9 protein-coding genes are annotated in these 18,754 nt (G+C 64.0%); 3 read left to right on the top strand and 6 right to left on the bottom strand.

The genetic code is table 11. The features are described from left to right. The first annotated feature begins 1 nt into the window (after position 1). Entirely contained in the window at positions 2 to 217 is a 216-nt protein-coding gene (locus KDD17_RS17390) for a hypothetical protein (protein WP_212706307.1), read from the top strand. Then, positions 208 to 486: a hypothetical protein gene (locus KDD17_RS17395; RefSeq protein WP_212706308.1), complete on the top strand. Its 279-nt coding sequence runs from the start codon at positions 208 to 210 to the stop codon at positions 484 to 486. Before KDD17_RS17390 ends, KDD17_RS17395 begins: the two co-directional genes overlap by 10 nt. Here KDD17_RS17395 and KDD17_RS17400 read toward each other — a convergent pair. The 6 genes from KDD17_RS17400 to tssK form a co-directional block, all read right to left on the bottom strand. After that, complete coding sequence (locus KDD17_RS17400; RefSeq protein ID WP_212706309.1) at positions 483 to 2,600, bottom strand: serine/threonine protein kinase; 2,118 nt, start codon at positions 2,598 to 2,600, stop codon at positions 483 to 485. The two genes, KDD17_RS17395 and KDD17_RS17400, sit on opposite strands and share 4 nt — an antisense overlap. Then, complete coding sequence (locus KDD17_RS17405) at positions 2,597 to 3,397, bottom strand: PP2C family protein-serine/threonine phosphatase (RefSeq protein ID WP_212706310.1); 801 nt, start codon at positions 3,395 to 3,397, stop codon at positions 2,597 to 2,599. The genes KDD17_RS17400 and KDD17_RS17405 overlap by 4 nt, the downstream gene beginning before the upstream one ends. After that, positions 3,390 to 4,073 carry a type VI secretion system-associated protein TagF gene (gene tagF, locus KDD17_RS17410; protein ID WP_212706311.1) on the bottom strand — a complete coding sequence of 228 codons (684 nt, stop codon included), beginning with the start codon at positions 4,071 to 4,073 and terminating at the stop codon, positions 3,390 to 3,392. Before tagF ends, KDD17_RS17405 begins: the two co-directional genes overlap by 8 nt. A 3-nt stretch (positions 4,074 to 4,076) precedes the next feature. Further along, the gene (tssM, locus tag KDD17_RS17415; RefSeq protein ID WP_212706312.1) at positions 4,077 to 7,682 is read right to left on the bottom strand and encodes a type VI secretion system membrane subunit TssM; all 3,606 of its coding nucleotides are present in this window, start codon (positions 7,680 to 7,682) and stop codon (positions 4,077 to 4,079) included. Next, positions 7,679 to 9,169, bottom strand: a complete 1,491-nt coding sequence (gene icmH / locus KDD17_RS17420) for a type IVB secretion system protein IcmH/DotU (protein ID WP_212706313.1) — start codon at positions 9,167 to 9,169, stop codon at positions 7,679 to 7,681. The genes tssM and icmH overlap by 4 nt, the downstream gene beginning before the upstream one ends. A gap of 295 nt (positions 9,170 to 9,464) precedes the next feature. Next, a complete protein-coding gene (gene tssK, locus KDD17_RS17425; protein ID WP_212706314.1) occupies positions 9,465 to 10,799 on the bottom strand; it encodes a type VI secretion system baseplate subunit TssK in 1,335 nt (444 codons plus the stop codon). A gap of 376 nt (positions 10,800 to 11,175) precedes the next feature. On the opposite strand from tssK, the gene KDD17_RS17430 reads away from it, so the two are divergent. After that, positions 11,176 to 18,744 carry a beta strand repeat-containing protein gene (locus KDD17_RS17430; protein ID WP_212706315.1) on the top strand — a complete coding sequence of 2,523 codons (7,569 nt, stop codon included), beginning with the start codon at positions 11,176 to 11,178 and terminating at the stop codon, positions 18,742 to 18,744. Positions 18,745 to 18,754: the final 10 nt, after the last annotated feature.

Here is an 18,754-nt window from a genome sequence, read left to right on the forward strand (position 1 = left end):
AATGGACGGGTTTGCCGCCCGTGCGCTGGATGGCATTGACCCGGCACCTGTTCAGACCCGTGAAATCGTGGGCGCACCCCAATGCGCGACGATTGACGCCGTTCAGCAAATGGCGGGCTATCCCGCCGGGCGTATCGGCCTTGCCGTCGAAAACGTGAGCCTGCGCAGTGGTGACACATTGCAAGGTCGGGTGCTTGGCGCGGGGGGTTGTTCCTGACACTTCTGGTGATCGACGATAACGGCGTTGTGCAGGATCTGGCGCGGTTCACGACACTGGACGGCAACACGCCCGTCTTCGACGCGCCAGTGGCGCGCGCGGGTCCGGCAAGGGCAACGCGCCAGATCCTTCTGGCGGTGGGGTCGCGGGATGCACCGCTGGATCTGACGGGGCGGATCGGGCAAACCGCGCAAACCTTCTTTGGCAGCCTGCCTGCCGGGACACTTTCATCCCTGGTCTTCGGTGTCACGACATTTGACGTACGCTAGGGCGTAATCTCGACAATGCCGATATCAACGCTGCCACCTGTGCCGCGCGCCAACTCAGCATCGATCAGCGGCAGGATCGCTGTTGCCGCAGTCCCGTCCGTCATGGCACCTGCCCGGACAAGCGCCTGATCCGACGCGACCGCAAGCAAAAGGTAGCGCCCCGGTTGTGCTGATGGCAGGCGAAACGAAAACTGCTGCACATCGCCGACCGGATCGGCAAGTCGGCTCATCAGCGAAAATACGCCCCCGCCGGGCGTGACAAGCGCGAGCCAAGTTTCGCGCCCCGAGATATTGTGCAGCGTCCCAACGACGCCTTCGCTGCGCGAGACACCACCACTCGCCAGGCTCATTTCCAAAGGCTGCGCGGGCGTTCCCTGGAAATTGCGTGTGAGATCGACTGCCGGGCACTGTGGCTCTGTCAGCGTTTGGGTCATCATATCGGGCTGCATGCCAAATCGGGAAGCGTATTGCGTGGGCACGTCCGGCAAGTCCGACGGCACGGGCGCATACCCCTCAAGAAGTCCCGCGTTGCGACCTTGCGCCCGCAGGCGGACCAGGGTGCACGGTGTTTCGTCAAGCGCTTCGGCCAGAAAGGCCGCAGGGCTGCCGGCGATACGTTCGGGTGCGCCATCCTGCGGGGGAAGCGCTGTTGAAGTGGGCACGCCCGGCTGACCCGCAACGAACCACCCTCCCACGCCAAGGCCAGCGAGCACGAGACCTGCGGCAACGATTTTACCAAAGCCGCCATTGCTTTGCGCCGGGGCTGTCGGCGTCACGGTCTGCGCCTGTCTTGGGCGGGGCAAACCGGTCAATGTCGCACCGGGGGCAGCTTGCAACCCGGGCACGCTGCGGGTTTCGGTCGGAGGTGCGGGGCGCGGCCCAAGATCCGTCAGCTGCTGCCCACCGGCAATTCCGCGCAGTCCCGCGATGACCTCGGCCATTGATGCAATGCGCTGGCCGGGATCGGGTTGCAACATCTTGTAGAGCAGGGACTGGAAGCGTTCGGGCACGGCGGTCAAATCGGGGACGGCCTGACGTTTTTGCACCGCATCCACGATGCTGTCGCCCATCGCCATCGCTTGCCCTGTCAGCGAGACGATCATCAACAGCGCAAGTGAATACACATCACTCGGCGGCCCAGCCTCCCCGCCGTAGGCCCCCAGCTGTTCGGGAGAGACATATTTGAGCTTACCGGCAAATTCATTGCCGAGCGTGCCATCGGCAATCTTCGAAGACCGCGAAATCCCGAAATCGATCAACAATGCCTTGCTGATATCATCGTCCGGCAACATCACATTGTCCGGTGACAGATCCCGGTGCACGATCCCGATTGCATGCGCGCGTTCGAGGCCGCCCGCCAGGCGCAAAAACATCTCGCAGGCCTGCTCCTCATCAAGCGGCCCGCGTTCCTTGATGCGATCAGATAGTTTCGTCCCCTCGATAAAGCCCATGACCAAGGCGTGCAGGTTGAAATTGGTGTCCGGGGGGACGTAAGCGAAATAGCGCACGATGGCATCGTGATGCAGCTGGCGCAGTGTCCGCGCCTCTCGACGAAACATCTGTGCGACGCGCGGATCCTCCGCCATTTCCGGCAGGATGACCTTGATCGCTACGGATTCGCCTGTCCCGATCTCGATCCCGCGGAAAACACGACCCATCCCGCCGTGATCAATCCGTTCTTCGACGCGGTACATGTTGTTGATGACATTACCGATTTCCAGCGTGCGCAGCGGTGTTTGCGTGGCGGGGCCGGTAGAGATCGTATCGGTCATCGTCACCGGCCGCGGCGGGGTTGTGGGACGCGAGACGACCGTCCCGTCGGGGTTGTTTCCAGCTATCGGCACGGGTGCGGCCAACATCGTGCGATCATCATCCAACGATGCGGAGTCCGGCGGTGCTGCGATCATGGTCCGGTCGGGATCAACGTCTTCAGTCGGCGGCGCGGCGATCATGGTGCGGTCAGGATCCACTTCGTTGGTCGGAGGTGCGGCGATCATGGTGCGGTCATCATCGTCGGCACCTGGCGCCGTTGGGGACGGGACCAATAGCGTGCGGTCGTCTGCCTCCGCCTCTGCCTTGTCCGATTTTGGCGGCTGGGTTTCCTCGCTATTCATAGCGAGCCCACAAATTCCGGAAAGACGCCGTCGGCCTGCATTTGCGGCCATGGTTCCTGCCGACACCGCACGGCCACAACGGAAACATTGTCCTTCCCCCCGCTGGCAAGGGCATGCGCAATCAGGCGATCACACAATCCCTCAAGATCACGGCCCGCGTCGACCATCTGCCTCTCGAGCGCTTCGTCTTGGAAATATTCGGTCAGCCCATCTGAGCAGATCAAGAATGTATCACCGTCGGCAAGCGGTCCTTCGGCCATCTCGCAATCGGGTTCTGCGGTGACACCAATGGCTTTGGTGATGACGTTCTTGCGCGGCCAGTTTTCGGCCTCTTCGGGTGTGATGGTTCCATTCTCCAGCAGGGTGCGCACTTCGGTGTGGTCCCGAGTGCAGCGGGTCAACACGCCGCCGCGCAAGCGGTAGACGCGGCTGTCCCCGGACCAGATACACGCGAAATGCCCCTGCTGCACCATCAAGGCGGCAAGCGTGCTGCCGATCGTCCCCCCGCCAAGCTCGCGCGCGTGATCGAAGATCAGCCGGTTTGCCTGGGCGAGCCGCTGGGCAAAGCGGGCGTGTAGATCGACGGCGCCGGTCGGCACGCCGATCGTTTCCATTTGGGAAACAATGGTCTGGCTTGCAAAATCACCGGCGGCGTGACCGCCCATGCCATCCGCGACAAGCCAGAGCCCCGCATCCGGCAAGGCCAATAAGCTGTCTTCGTTTATCTTTCGAACGCAGCCGATATCCGTTCGGCTTGCCGTGACAAAACGGTAGATCGGCGTCGCACTGTCAGTCATCACGTTGCGCTCCGTCGGTCTCGCGCCAGCGGGCGGTCAAAAGCCACGCAAGCCCTTCCGCATCCGGCAGGCCGTTCGCGGCAAGCCACCCCGCGTAGTGCGTTGGCGTATCCGCGTGCCACCAATGGCTGCGTCCCAGCTGCGCCTTTTGCGCGTCTGCATCTGCGGCATCGGCAAACAGACGCCCCAGATCGCCGTCCTCACGATGCCCCCACAGGGTGCCGTCCTGCCCGTCTTCGAAGGGCACCCCGACAAGGGCCGGCGGGTCGAAATTCGCCGCAAGCGTTGCGGCCCCACGCGTGCCGTCCGGCGGCACCTCGAAACGGTCCAGATGCGCGCTGAGTGCCAGAAAAGGGGTTGCATCATGCCCCCGGTGCACCGGCGGCGGTGTGATGACATCGGACAGGCCCAAAACCAGCGGGAAGCGACGCCCGACCTTGTCTTGGGATGGCGCCATCAAGCCCAGCAAGGGAACGCCGATAATATCCGGACCCAGCCAGAAATAGAGCGTCGGCGCCGCGGCCCATGCGGCCTCCCAATCGTCGCCCAGCCCCTTGCGCACAGTCGGAAGCACCCGTTCGAGCCATGCGTCAAGCTTGTGCAGAATCGGATGCGGAAGCCCGTGCGACAGGAAGTCCCCAAAAGCCGGATGTTTACCGTAGATGACCAGATCCATGGGCTACTCAATCGTTTTGGGGCAAGAGAACTCACTGAGTTCGCGCATCAGGAATGGAATCTCGATACTGTCGAATTCCAGCCGGAAGGTGACAGAGCGGCCGCCGACCTGATGGGTGACATCCGCACGGGTGCCGTTCTTGCGGATCCGCCCCCGTGTGATGAAATCCGACAGCGCCCAGCGACCACCACCAAAGCGCAGGCTGTCTTCTCCGGCCTCGGCGCGGGGCAGCAAGGCAATGGCGATATCCGCCGTCTCATCGGGCCAGCTGAAGCTTGATCCACTGGAGTTGGGGAACAGCTGAACGGTGCGTCCGCTGAACGTGACCTCACTGCTTTCGACAGCTTGCGAAGCCGCCGCCTGCGAGATGGTAAAGCTGACCTGAGGTGAGGCTGCATCGGGCGGAAAGAACGCCTGCTTGATCCGTTCGGCGCGGGCGAACTGGCTCAGCATCCCCGACGACAGCCGCGCGCCAAGGGCCGAGCCTTCACGCGCAACGATGGCCCCTCCGGCCTCGCGCTGTGTGTGCTCGCGCAGATAATTGTCATAAAAACGCTCCATCCGGCCACCGAAGCCAAAGAATTCGCCGAAGACCGATGTCGAAATATGCCGCGCGCCACGCTGCGCAAAAGGAAAGGCGCTGGCGACGTTCTGCGTGCAATAGGCAGCGACTTCCTCTGCAAGAGCGCGTTGCAATTCTTCCATCGAGGCATTGGCGGAAACGGTCAGGAATTCGCTTTCGATCTGGTTGACGAACCCGACAATCGTTTCGGGGTAGAACGGCATCCCCTGGGACATGTCATTGAGCGCGTCCTGCATGCCACGTTCGTCGAGTGCCAGCGTCCCGCCTCTGCCGGCAAGCTGGCGGTTCTTCAAAAGTTCGCTCAGCCCCTTGAGGAGCACGTCGATGGGTCGCCCCGCGTCGCCGTCACGCACAAGGCGATGCCATTTCTCGAAACGCTGCTCGATACTTTCCAGCTGACGGCGCTGCGACGGTGCTGCGGCGGCGCCCGCACCCGCGCGTTCCTGAAACTTTGCCCGGTCGCGCAGCATGCCAAGCGCGATCCGCTGAATTGCGCCGGACCTGCGTTCAACCTCGTCGAAACCGACCCCGGCAAGTTCACCACCGATATCACCGCTGGCCAGCGCTTCTGGCGACAATTCCATCCCGTCAACCACATCGAGGAACCGCGACAGGCGCGTTTCGCGATCGACCGCTTCGGCCAGCTTGAGGATCGGCGAGGCAAACGGAGCCGCGGCCACCGCAAGGGCCGGATATTGTGGCGCGCCCTGGGCCATCGGCACCAATTCGACGCGGGCCAACATCTCGCGCCAGGTCCGGGTGAAATCCGAACGGTACATCGCGTGCAGATCCCGGTTCAAACCGGCGATCTGACCCGAATAATCCACCTTTTCCGCCGATGCCCCCAGCACCCAGGCATCATCCTTCAAACGCTGTTCGGCGTTCGCCATCGCGTCCTGGAAAAAGCTCCAGTAGCCGGTGAAGGTATACAAGGCCGGCACCTCGAGGGTATTCAGCGGGCGGCCGTCGCTCGTCCGGAAAACCAGATCAGCCTGAACGCCCTCAAGCTCTTCGCTCAGGTTGAAAGGGCGCAGCGCTGCGGCATCACTTACGATTGATCCGTAAGCCTGCTGCGCCAGCGACAGGGTCGCGATTTGCTGTTGGGTGCGCTCCACAAGCGCTTCATTCGGAAGCAGGCGGGGCTGTACCCGGGCGTCCAGCTCAAGCATGGCTTCCAGATGATCGTTCAATTCGCCGTAAGCGACGTCAAGGCCGGGCTCCGCGTATTCGGGCGCCCACGCGCGCGCAAAATACGCCTGAATGGCCTGATCGTCCTCGCGCCCACTTTGCTGTTTAGCAAGCAGGATATAGACCTTGAGCGCCAGATAGGCCTCCTGAATGTCACCGCGCGCAAGAAGGGTCGGCAGGCGGTTTTCGAGATGAAGCATCATGCGCGGGCGCAACAACCGCTCAAGACTGTCCGAATAGGTTTGCAGGGCGGCGTTGCGCAAAGACTCACGACGCGACAGGCCCACACGTTCGATCGCTGTCTGCTCGCGCGGGAATGCCCACCCGGCAGGCATGTCACGGGCCGCCGCCAGCGCGTCAAGAATGGGTCGTGTGGATGGATCGGTGATGATGACCTGCGCCAGAAGATCCTGCGACCGGGCCCGGTAATCATCACTGGCAAGGGCGGCTTCGCGCACAAGAGTAGCGTTCTGCCAGTAACTGTACCCAAAGATGCCGAAGCCCGCGATCACTGCAGCCACGATCACGGACGTCAATGCACTGCGGGCGATGGCCCGCCTGCGCATCGTGCGCAAATCGTAACCAACCCAGTCGCGTTCCTCAAAGATCACCCGCTTGAGGAGATCGTGCAGGAAGTAGCTGCGCCCGCGCCCTGACATAAAACCGGACTGGATCGCGCCGGTTTCCTCGGACATCGCGCCCAGAACCTGATCGATGGGTGTGCCTTCCTGGGTGCCGGATGTAAAATAGAACCCGCGCAGAATCGCCTTTGTATCGTGGCCCTTCTGGAACACACGGCGCAGAAAGTCAGAGACATTGCGCTGCAACAGCGCCAATTGCCCGGGAAAGCCGAACATCGCGATGCGCGCGACGGTATCGGGCTCTTCGTTCATCCGGTCGGTGACCTCGTCGGACAGGCGCGCGATCAGCTTGTCAAATTCCTCGGGAACGGCGCGGTATGTCTCTTCGGTGCGGTCCTTGGTCTGGAACGTAGTCCCCCAGACGGCCCGCCGCTTGTCCTCCGGCAATGTGCCAAAGAAATCGCGGAAACCCGAAATCATGTCTGCCTTGGTAAAGATCGTGTAGACCGGCACCGAGATCCGAAGCGTCTCGTTCAATTCAGCCAGACGCGCCCGCACGGCAAGCGCGTTTGCCTCAAGGCTTTCCTCGGTAGCAGTCATCATGTCTTCGCAGGAGAATGCGAGGATCACGCCATTGATCGGCTGGTTCGGTCGGGCCCGTTTGAGCGTTTGCAGGAACGCCTGCCAGCTGAGGCTGTCTGCCTCTACATCACTGTCCTGCGTCGTGTAACGCCCCGCGGTGTCGATCATCACCGCCTCTTCGGCGAACCAGAAATCGCAATTCTTGGTACCCCCAAAGCCCGCGATCGCCGCCTTGTCCGTACCGGGAAATTCAAGGCCGGAATGTACCAGTGCCGTCGTCTTGCCGGCGCCGGGGGGGCCGATAATCACGTACCACGGCAGATCATACAGATAGGTGGACCCGCCCGACTTCTTGAGCTTTGCAAGTGTCTCCTGCATCCGCTCCGCGAGAACGGCACCGTCGCCCACGGGCGTTGCAACCAATTGCTCCTCAAGCTCGGCCGCGGCCCGGCGCCGACGCCGCCAGCGTATCAACATTGTCACAAGTATCGGCAGAACAAGCAGTGCAATCAGACCGGCCCGAAGCCAGACGCTCTGCGCCCAGTCCTGACCCGTCATGGGCAAGCCGAACCAGACGGCCGCAAAGAGGCAGGCGAAACCGATAACGATCAGCGGCCAGCGCAGCCAGGTAATTCGCCACATGCGCCGGAACATGCCGAATGAAAAAAGTCTCATAGCCGTTCTTCCTTGCGCAACAGGATCTCGACCCGCCGGTTTTGCGCACGGGCGGCGGCGGTATTATCGGTGTTGAGCGGTTTTGCCGGGCCAACGCCCACCACGCTCAGCCTACCGGGGTCGCTCAGGTGGGGGACAAGCAGATCACGCACCGTATTGGCGCGCGCCTCGGAAAGGGCTTCGTTGGTTTTGTAGCGCCCGGTTCCGCGCAGCGGGATATTGTCGCTGTGGCCTTCGATCACGATTTCGCCCGGCTCGGCCTCCAGAACCTCTCCGATGCGGGTGGCAAGCGCTGTCAGGTCATTGGTCAGATCTGCCGACCCGGAGCCAAAGCGCAGCGCATCGCCCAGGCGCACAGCGATGGCATCCGCCGCATCTGTCACCGCGACCGATCCGGCCTCGATCTCGGGCGCTAGTTTTTCGCGGATACGTTCGAGCTGACCGGTATCAGCGGCCTGGTATTCAACGAATGTATCACCCGAGCGTTCGATAGAGACCTCGCCATAACCCTGATGCAGGGAAAGGATCCGATTCTGCGCCGCCTGCGCATCCCCCGAAAGCAGCCACGACAAAGTGGCAAAAAGACCGACCACCATCGCAGCACCGACGCTGGCCACCATCCAAAGCGGCATCGCTCCGCCGCTGCGACGGCCGCCCAGAATAACGGGGAGCCACTTGTGCGAAAGCCCTTCGCTGGGTCGTTCGCTGACGCTTCGGAAGCGTCGATACGCCTCGAGCCGAAGGCGCGACAACTGCACCGGACCGTTGGGCACGGCACTGCGGTATTTACCCTCAAAACCAAGCATCAGGCAAACCAGCATCAACTCAAGAACATCGGCGTGTTGCGACGGGTAGCCCATCACCTGCTCGAGCCGCGCAAAAAATCCGATACCCGCCGAACGGTCATTCAGCAGTTCCGCCGCCATAGAGAACTGTTGCCAGTATTGCGGGTCGTTCCCGGGGATCGTCTGCACGATATCGTCCGCGGTCGCGGCAAGCGCATAGCGCGCCAATTCGATATCCTCACGCGGCACACCCGCTTCGGTGCATTTCTCAACGACGCGAGAGACTTCGCGCACGACGTGGTCACGTAGCGGGATGGCCTGCATCTCGACCATTCCGGTGCGCAACCGGCCCAACAGCACAAGCAGATCGGACGCCGCCGCAAGGATCGGATTGGATGAGACCCCGATATCAAGACCGGAGCCCCGCAAAGCATCGCCGAACGCGATGCGCGGCACTGGCACGACCTCTTCGGTCGCGGGCTGCTGCGCCGCGGGGAATTGTCCGTCGAGCGGTGGTTGCCATCCGTGCTGCGGATCCTGCGGCGGGTAGCCGGGATAGGCCGGTGGCTGGCCGTAAGGTGGCGCAGGTTGATAGGGGGGCTGCTGTTGGTAGCCCTGCGGGTTCTGCGGTGGATAGGGTGCCGGCGCCGGATGCGACGGTGCCGCGGGATACCCTCGCCTGTCGCCCCCCTGGGGCGTCAACCGACCGCCAAGCCAGGTATCCTCAGCGCCCGGGGGCGGACCACCCCGTTCAGGGAGGTGCTGGGGGCTGGGGGCGGTTGGTACGGCTGCTGCGGCGGGTACGGATTTTGGTGACGCGGCGGCGGCTGCTGCGCGGGGGGCGCTGCCCCTGCCCGCCCGGCAAAGGTTGCCCGAAAACGGTGCGCTCCCCCTCTTCGCTGGACCTTGGGGGTTGCGCGCGGCGTGGCGCCTGCCCCTGCGGCGGAAGTTTCTGGCCAAAGACCGTGCGGTCGTCGTCGTCGTCAGATGACATGGCTCAACGTCCCTCCGGAATGGCCCAAAGTTCAAGTTCCAATCCCGGCCATGCCCCCGCAAAATGCATCCCCAATGCGGGCGCCACCGAGAATTCGCGCCAAAGCGGGCTCATCTTGTCAATCACGAAATACACGTGATTCGCGACGACCCGGATCTGGGGAGGCGGATTGGGCGTATGCACCAACGTGATGCCGGGCATGTTGTTGACGATGATTTCCTTCATCCGGGTCGAGGGGCCAACCTTGCACAGCTGCGGGAACTGCTGCTGGATTTGTGTGAGCGGCAGCGCCGCAGCAACCTCAATCACAAAGGTCGAATTCGCGTAGAGGTTCGGATCCTCGACAATCGCGGCAAAGGAATTCTCCCGGCGTTGCTCCAGCGGCAGTCGCAACGCGCGACCCACGTCACGGCTCAATAGTCGGCGGATGTCGTCAACCAGCGGTTTGAAGGTCTCTTTTGGCTGATCATGGCGATATCGGCCATAATCACGCACCCGACGCTCGCGGTCCTCGAAGGTCGCCAGTTCCCCCGCAAGTGCTGCCAGCGTTTCGAACAACCGTTCGGGATGGACGGATGGCATCCGCGCAAGATGCCTCAGAATGGGCAGGTTCCGATTCAATACCATCAACATCAGATAGTCCTTGTCCTGCATGCCCCCGCCAGACGTCGGATCGGCGGCGTAGCGTTCAAGAACCTCCAAGCGGGCTTCGACCGACCCGGTCACCGCCTTGAGATACCCTTCGAATGCACGGTGGGCAGCCAGAACCAGACCGGTGGGCGGCATGGATTGGTCGAGCGTCACAATCGTGCCATCGCTTACATCCGCCACCCGGCCAAGGCAGATGCACTGATAGCCCTCGCGCGCCTTGTCCCGAAGTGTCAGCTCCAGGCGCGGGACGGCTATCTCCAATGATTCTTCGATTCGCGAGGCTGACGCGGTATCGGCAACGCCACGCTCTTCCTCAAGCGCGTAGCGCAGGCTTGCCTCATCCTCCAATCCGACTTCACGGTCGTTCTGCGCGGCGTTGGGGAGAGTCAGCCAGATAAGCTTTCCAATTGCCTCTTCGGGCACGTCGATTTCTCGCGGCAGCGGGCCGGTGTGAGGTGCATCAAATGGCGTGCCATCGGGCATGATGCCCGCCACAATCTCCAGCTCCAGCTTGCCTTGGCGCAGTTGGCTCTGGTCGAACGTCATTTCGGAAATCCCCCACGGAAAAGGCGTCAAATGCATCGTGCGCGCTGTCAGAAACCGCTCCATATAGCGATCTGCCTGCTGAAAATGCTGCGGCTTGAGGAACAGACCTTCCTTCCAGGCGACCTTGCTGAAACGCGACATGCTATTGAAATTCCCCGGCTGTTTGCGCCCGCAATTCGAACGCTGCCCGCAAACCTTGCGATTAAGTCGCCGGGCGGTCAAGTTGCGCGCCGACCGCGCAACGCATTTCCGGTCACCCATTCACTGCCGAAAACAATGCAAATCGACCACGTTGCACTGCTGGAAGTTCGCGTGCGACGAGAAAAGGTTTACGCGCGCGCGGAAAAAATGTTCTGTCTTGTTGCAGTAATTTTAACCCATCGGAATTTGCCATGACGCCCCACGCCCCCTCTGCCGCCACGCCTGTCCAGCTCGGTATTCGTCAACGCAGCCTGCGCAAGCACTGCCGGCTCGGTCGCGCAACACAGCTTGTCTTTGTTCTGGCGACAGGGGGGCAATGGTGATCTCGGGCGCGAGCATGGCCGAGACGCTGTTTTGGGATGCCGGCGGCGGCGTAGGCCCTCTTGCTCTGGGGGGTAACGGCATCTGGCAGGAAGGCGGCGGAACAAATCTCTGGATACCAGGGGCACTTCCGAACACCAACCAAGACTTTGCCTCGGGCGATGATGCGGTCTTCGGGGCGGCCCTCCCGGCGGCGCCCTACACCGTTACCGTTGGGGGCGCCGTAAACGCTGCGAGCATCTTGGGCAATCTTGGCGGCGGGAACACCCTGACGTTCACCGGCGACACATTGAATGTGGCGGGGACAATCACCGCCCAGAATACGGGCGAGACGCTCAGCTTCGGCAATCTGCTGGGAACCGGTGCGTCCTTGGCCGGGGCGGGGAATTTCAGCCTTCAAGGCGGTGTGACCGGCGCCGTCACGATGGCTGGCACGGGAACAGCCACGATTTCAAGCACTGTCGGCAGCCTCAGTAACCAGTCGGGCACCACCGATGTCACGACCGGAGGTATAGTGACCGGCGCGACCGACGTCTCAAATGGCGAAGTGACCGTAACGGGTGGCGCGCTGAACGGCGCCTCCACCGTCTCAGGCGGCACGCTCGACATCGACGCGGGCACAGTTGCGGCGGTCGAGAACACCGGCGGCACCGTGGAGATCGGCGGCGGCACGGTCGCCAGCCTCGACAACACCTCGGGCACCGGGACGCTCACGGCGGGGACCATCTCCGGCACGCTGAACGTGGACGCGGGCGGCGTGACCAACTCCGGCACAGCAGTGACCGGGGCGACAACGATTACCGGCGGCGAGCTGCTTGTTACCGGTGCGGCTGCACTGAATGGTGCCTCCACAGTCTCCGGCGGCACGCTCGACATCAACGCGGGCTCAGTCGCTGCAGTCGAGAACGCCGGCGGCACGGTGGAGATTGGCGGCGGCACGGTCGCCAGCCTCGACAACACCTCGGGCACCGGGACGCTGACGGCGGGGAATATCGCTGGCGCATTGAACGTGGATGCGGGTGAAGTGACGAACTCCGGCACCGCAGTCGCGGGCGCCACCACCGTCACCGGCGGCGAGTTGATCGTGAACAACGCTGGCGCACTGAACGGGGCGTCCACAGTATCGGGCGGGACGCTCGACATCGACGGCGGGAGCACAGCGGCGATTGAGAATACCGGCGGCACGGTCGAGATCGGCGGCGGGACGGTTGCCAGCCTCGACAACACCTCGGGCACCGGCACGTTTACGGCGGGGACCATCTCCGGCACGCTGAACGTGGATGCGGGCGGCGTCACCAACACCGGCACAGCAGTGACCGGGGCGACAACGATCACCGGCGGCGAGCTTCTTGTTACGGGCGCGGCTGCGCTGAACGGCGCCTCCACCGTTTCGGGCGGCACGCTCGACATCAACGCGGGCTCAGTCGCTGCAGTCGAGAACGCCGGCGGCACGGTGGAGATTGGCGGCGGCACGGTCGCCAGCCTCGACAACACCTCGGGCACCGGGACGCTGACGGCGGGGAATATCGCTGGCGCATTGAACGTGGATGCGGGTGAAGTGACGAACTCCGGCACCGCAGTCGCGGGCGCCACCACCGTCACCGGCGGCGAGTTGATCGTGAACAACGCTGGCGCACTGAACGGGGCGTCCACAGTATCGGGCGGGACGCTCGACATCGACGGCGGGAGCACAGCGGCGATTGAGAATACCGGCGGCACGGTCGAGATCGGCGGCGGGACGGTTGCCAGCCTCGACAACACCTCGGGCACCGGCACGTTTACGGCGGGGACCATCTCCGGCACGCTGAACGTGGATGCGGGCGGCGTCACCAACACCGGCACAGCAGTGACCGGGGCGACAACGATCACCGGCGGCGAGCTTCTTGTTACGGGCGCGGCTGCGCTGAACGGCGCCTCCACCGTTTCGGGCGGCACGCTCGACATCAACGCGGGCTCAGTCGCTGCAGTCGAGAACGCCGGCGGCACGGTGGAGATTGGCGGCGGCACGGTCGCCAGCCTCGACAACACCTCGGGCACCGGGACGCTGACGGCGGGGAATATCGCTGGCGCATTGAACGTGGATGCGGGTGAAGTGACGAACTCCGGCACCGCAGTCGCGGGCGCCACCACCGTCACCGGCGGCGAGTTGATCGTGAACAACGCTGGCGCGCTGAACGGGGCGTCCACCGTCTCCGGCGGCACGCTCGACATCGACGCAGGCTCAGTCGCTGCAGTCGAGAACACCGGCGGCACGGTCGAAATCGGCGGCGGGACTGTCGCCAGCCTGGACAACACCTCGGGCACCGGGATGCTCACGGCGGGGACCATCTCCGGCACGCTGAATGTGGATGCGGGCGGCGTGACCAACTCCGGCACAGCAGTGACCGGGGCGACAACGATTACCGGCGGCGAGCTTCTTGTTACGGGCGCGGCTGCGCTGAACGGCGCCTCCACCGTTTCGGGCGGCACGCTCGACATCAACGCGGGCTCAGTCGCTGCAGTCGAGAACACCGGCGGAACGGTGGAGATCGGCGGCGGGACGGTTGCCAGCCTGGATAACACTTCAGGCACCGGGACGCTTACGGCGGGAACCATCTCCGGCACGCTGAACGTGGATGCGGGCGAAGTGACCAACTCCGGTACGGCGGTCACTGGGGCTACAACGGTCACCGGTGGCGAGTTGATCGTCAACAACGCTGGCGCGCTAAACGGGACGTCCACCGTCTCGGGTGGGACGCTCGACATCGACGCAGGCTCAGTCGCTGCAGTCGAGAACACCGGCGGCACGGTCGAAATCGGCGGCGGGACTGTCGCCAGCCTGGACAACACCTCGGGCACCGGGACGCTCACGGCGGGGACCATCTCGGGCACGCTGAACGTGGATGCGGGCGAGGTGACGAACTCCGGTACGGCGGTCACTGGGGCGACAACGGTTGCCGGCGGCGAGTTGATCGTGAACAACGCAGGCGCGCTGAACGGGGCCGCCACCGTATCGGGTGGCACGCTCGACATCGACGCAGGCTCAGTCGCTGCAGTCGAGAACACCGGCGGCACGGTGGAGATTGGCGGCGGGACGGTTGCAAGCCTGGACAACACCTCGGGCACCGGGACGCTGACGGCGGGAACCATCTCCGGCACGCTGAACGTGGATGCGGGCGAAGTGACCAACTCCGGTACGGCGGTCACTGGGGCTACAACGGTCACCGGTGGCGAGTTGATCGTCAACAACGCAGGCGCGCTGAACGGGGCGTCCACAGTCTCGGGCGGCACGCTCGACATCGACGGCGGGACTACGGCGGCGATCGAGAACACCGGCGGCACCGTCGAGATTGGCGGCGGGACGGTTGCAAGCCTCGATAACACCTCGGGCACCGGGACGCTGACGGCGGGGAATATCGCTGGCACATTGAATGTAGACGCGGGCGAGGTGACAAACTCCGGCACCGCAGTCGCGGGCGCCACCACTGTCACCGGCGGCGAGTTGATCGTCAACAACGCTGGCGCACTGAACGGCGCATCCACCGTATCGGGTGGCACGCTCGACATCGACGGGGGGACTACGGCCGCGATCGAGAACACCGGCGGAACGGTCGAGATCGGCGGCGGGACGGTTGCGAGCCTCGACAACACCTCTGGGACCAGCACCGTTACAGGCGGTCGCATTTCAGGCACCGTGAACGTCGACAACGGCACCGCAACTCTTTCCGGAGGTATCTTGGAAGGTTCGCTCACGCAAACAGGCGGGATTGTGAACCTCTCCACATCAGTCGGCACATCAACAACTGTCACTGGGGGTACACTCAACCTCAATGCAGGCGCACAGATTGGCGGGCTTCTAACAAATTCGGCAACTGTTTCCTATTCGGGCGGCACTCTGGCGGACGTCACTAACGACGGCGCTTTTGAAGCCAGCAATTCTTTTTCGATCGCCGGGCGTTTCACAAATAACGGTACGTTGAACCTCAGCTCTGCAAGCGCCCCAACTACGGTCACCGCCGGAGATTTCACCCTCGCCGGCGATGTCGATACAAACGATACCGACACCGTTACGCTCACCGGTACGACGATCACCCTCCAGATGGGCGCTACCTTTGATGGCAGCGCGACGCTGGGAACAAACGTCATTCTCGACGGGACACTAATCAATGACGCCGATATCGACATCGCCAATGATCGAACGCTGAGCAATGATCTGATCAACATCAATCAAGTTGACCTAAGCGCGGTTCTGACAGGCGGTGGGAACGATCTGACAAATGATGGAGGGACTTTCAACATAATCCCTGGGGGCGTCATTCAGGGTGTTAATACCCTCACGAACGAAAACGGCGGCCAGTTTTCCATTGGCGCGACAACCAGCGTAAACGTCCAGAATTTGACCAGCCAGGATCCCGGGTCTCTGTTGACAGTCGATGGGACTCTGACTGCTGCGAATGGCATCGCCTTGGAAGGCGGGGAAATACGCGTCAACGGGACAGGCGCGCTGAATGGCGCCTCTATCGTATCGGGCGGCACGCTCGACATCAACGCGGGCACAGTTGCGGCGATCGAGAACACCGGCGGCACCGTGGAGATCGGTGGCGGAACGGTTGCCAGCCTGGACAACACTTCCGGGACTGGGACGCTTACGGCGGGGACCATCTCCGGCACGCTGAATGTGGATGCAGGCGAAGTGACGAACTCCGGCACCGCAGTCGCGGGCGCCACCACCGTCACCGGCGGCGAGTTGATCGTCGATGGGACGGGCGCACTGAACGGGGCGTCGACCGTATCGGGTGGCACGCTCGACATCGACGCTGGGAGCACGGCGGCGGTCGAGAACACCGGCGGCACCGTGGAGATCGGTGGCGGGACGGTTGCCAGCCTGGACAATACCTCGGGCACCGGCACGCTGACGGCGGGGAATATCGCTGGCGCATTGAACGTGGATGCGGGTGAAGTGACGAACTCCGGCACCGCAGTCGCGGGCGCCACCACCGTCACCGGCGGCGAGTTGATCGTCAACAACGCAGGCGCGCTGAACGGGGCCTCCGCCGTCTCGGGCGGCACGCTCGACATCGACGGCGGGACTACGGCGGCGATCGAGAACACCGGCGGCACCGTCGAGATTGGCGGCGGGACGGTTGCAAGCCTCGATAACACCTCGGGCACCGGGACGCTGACGGCGGGGAATATCGCTGGCACATTGAATGTAGACGCGGGCGAGGTGACAAACTCCGGCACCGCAGTCGCGGGCGCCACCACTGTCACCGGCGGCGAGTTGATCGTCGATGGGACAGGCGCGCTGAACGGCGCCTCCACCGTTTCGGGCGGCACGCTCGACATCAACGCGGGCTCAGTCGCTGCAGTCGAGAACACCGGCGGCACGGTCGAGATTGGCGGCGGGACGGTTGCCAGCCTGGACAATACCTCGGGCACAGGGACGCTCACGGCGGGGACCATCTCCGGCACGCTGAACGTGGATGCGGGCGAAGTCACCAACTCCGGCACCGCAGTGACCGGGGCGACAACGATTACCGGCGGCGAGCTGCTTGTTACGGGCGCGGCTGCGCTGAACGGCGCCTCCACAGTATCGGGCGGCACGCTTGACATCGACGGTGGGACTACGGCGGCGATCGAGAACACCGGCGGCACCGTGGAGATCGGCGGCGGGACGGTTGCCAGCCTGGACAACACTTCGGGCACAGGGACGCTCACGGCGGGGGCCATCTCCGGCACGCTGAACGTGGACGCGGGCGAAGTCACCAACTCCGGTACCGCAGTCGCGGGCGCCACCACCGTTACCGGCGGCGAGTTAATCGTCGATGGGACGGGTTCGCTGAACGGAGCCTCTACGGTCTCCGGCGGGACGCTCGACATCGACGGCGGGGCTACGGCCGCGGTCGAGAACACCGGCGGCACTGTGGAGATCGGTGGCGGAACGGTTGCCAGCCTGGACAACACTTCGGGCACCGGGACGCTCACGGCGGGGGCCATCTCCGGCACGCTGAATGTGGATGCGGGCGAAGTCACCAACTCCGGCACCGCAGTCGCGGGCGCCACCACCGTTACCGGCGGCGAGTTAATCGTCGATGGGACGGGTTCGCTGAACGGAGCCTCTACGGTCTCCGGCGGGACGCTCGACATCGACGGCGGGGCTACGGCCGCGGTCGAGAACACCGGCGGCACTGTGGAGATCGGTGGCGGAACGGTTGCCAGCCTGGACAACACTTCGGGCACAGGGACGCTCACGGCGGGGGCCATCTCCGGCACGCTGAACGTGGACGCGGGCGAAGTCACCAACTCCGGTACCGCAGTCGCGGGCGCCACCACCGTTACCGGCGGCGAGTTAATCGTCGATGGGACGGGTTCGCTGAACGGAGCCTCTACGGTCTCCGGCGGGACGCTCGACATCGACGGCGGGACTACGGCCGCGATTGAGAACACCGGCGGCACTGTGGAGATCGGTGGCGGAACGGTTGCCAGCCTGGACAACACTTCGGGCACCGGGACGCTCACGGCGGGGGCCATCTCGGGCACGCTGAATGTGGATGCGGGCGAAGTCACCAACTCCGGCACCGCAGTCGCGGGCGCCACGACCGTCACCGGCGGCGAGTTGATCGTCGATGGGACGGGCGCACTGAACGGGGCGTCGACCGTATCGGGTGGCACGCTCGACATCAACGGCGGGACTACGGCGGCGATTGAGAATACCGGCGGCACTGTGGAGATCGGTGGCGGAACGGTTGCCAGCCTGGACAACACTTCCGGGACTGGGACGCTTACGGCGGGGACCATCTCCGGCACGCTGAATGTGGATGCGGGCGAAGTCACCAACTCCGGCACCGCAGTCGCGGGCGCCACCACCGTCACCGGCGGCGAGTTGATCGTGAACAACACTGGCGCGCTGAACGGGGCGTCCACCGTCTCGGGCGGGACGCTCGACATCGACGGCGGGAGTACGGCCGCGGTCGAGAACACCGGCGGCACCGTGGAGGTCGGCGGCGGGACGGTTGCCAGCCTGGACAACACTTCCGGGACTGGGACGCTGACGGCGGGGATCATCTCGGGCACGCTGAACGTGGACGCGGGCGAGGTGACGAACTCTGGTACGGCGATCACTGGGGCTACAACGGTCACCGGTGGCGAGTTGATTGTCGATGGGACGGGTTCGCTGAACGGAGCCTCTACGGTTTCGGGCGGTACGCTCGACATTGACGGCGGGACTACGGCCGCGATTGAGAACACTGGCGGCACGGTCGAGATTGGCGGCGGGACGATCGCCAGCCTCGACAACACTTCCGGGACTGGGACGCTCACGGCGGGGACTATCGCTGGCGCATTGAACGTGGACGCGGGCGAGGTGACGAACTCCGGCACGGCAGTCGCAGGCGCCACGACCGTCACCGGCGGCGAGTTGATCGTCGATGGGACAGGCGCGCTGAACGGGGCGTCCACCGTTTCCGGCGGCACGCTCGACATTGACGGCGGGACTACGGCCGCGATTGAGAACACCGGCGGCACCGTGGAGATCGGCGGGGGACTGTCGCCAGCCTCGACAATACCTCGGGCACCGGCACGCTGACGGCGGGGAA

Source organism: Sulfitobacter albidus, assembly GCF_018200035.1.
Classification (GTDB): domain Bacteria; phylum Pseudomonadota; class Alphaproteobacteria; order Rhodobacterales; family Rhodobacteraceae; genus Sulfitobacter; species Sulfitobacter albidus.

Coding starts and splice junctions, on each gene's coding strand:
- tssK (WP_212706314.1), bottom strand. CDS start 10,799: ATGTCGCGTTTCAGCAAGGTCGCCTGGAAGGAAGGTCTGTTCCTCAAG.
- tssM (WP_212706312.1), bottom strand. CDS start 7,682: ATGAGACTTTTTTCATTCGGCATGTTCCGGCGCATGTGGCGAATTACC.
- KDD17_RS17430 (WP_212706315.1), top strand. CDS start 11,176: ATGGTGATCTCGGGCGCGAGCATGGCCGAGACGCTGTTTTGGGATGCC.
- KDD17_RS17390 (WP_212706307.1), top strand. CDS start 2: ATGGACGGGTTTGCCGCCCGTGCGCTGGATGGCATTGACCCGGCACCT.
- KDD17_RS17405 (WP_212706310.1), bottom strand. CDS start 3,397: ATGACTGACAGTGCGACGCCGATCTACCGTTTTGTCACGGCAAGCCGA.
- KDD17_RS17400 (WP_212706309.1), bottom strand. CDS start 2,600: ATGAATAGCGAGGAAACCCAGCCGCCAAAATCGGACAAGGCAGAGGCG.
- tagF (WP_212706311.1), bottom strand. CDS start 4,073: ATGGATCTGGTCATCTACGGTAAACATCCGGCTTTTGGGGACTTCCTG.